The organism is Mesorhizobium sp. M00.F.Ca.ET.216.01.1.1 (assembly GCF_004010325.2).
In the GTDB taxonomy this organism is placed as follows: Bacteria; Pseudomonadota; Alphaproteobacteria; order Rhizobiales; family Rhizobiaceae; genus Mesorhizobium.
In genome coordinates this window covers 1-306 of record NZ_SADR02000433.1, presented here as the reverse complement: position 1 = coordinate 306, position 306 = coordinate 1, and the positions used below count along the sequence as shown (strand labels likewise).

Annotated in this window: 1 protein-coding gene; it reads left to right on the top strand. The window is 65.0% G+C overall.

Annotated elements, in window-relative coordinates; genetic code table 11:
- A partial coding sequence (locus EN859_RS36820) for an alpha/beta hydrolase (protein ID WP_135913722.1) occupies positions 1-306 on the top strand: 306 nt, incomplete at both ends.

Below are 306 nucleotides of genomic sequence, written 5' to 3'. Positions count from 1 at the left end.
CTGGAGAAGGATGGCTATCCCGTCGTGGCTGTCGCCAATCCGTTGCGTGGCGTGAAAAATGACGCCGGCTACGTCGCCGACATCCTTGGCTCTATCAAATCGCCTGTCGTCCTCGTTGGGCATTCCTACGGCGGTTCGGTCATCAGCGAAGCGGCCGACGGCCATGCGACCGTCAAGGCGCTGGTCTATGTCGCGGCCTTCGCGCCGGATGCGGGCGAAACAGCCGCGCAACTCGCCGGCAAATTTCCCGGCAGCTCCCTCGGTCCGACCCTCGCGCCGCCGGTCACCCTGTCAAGCGGTGGGAAG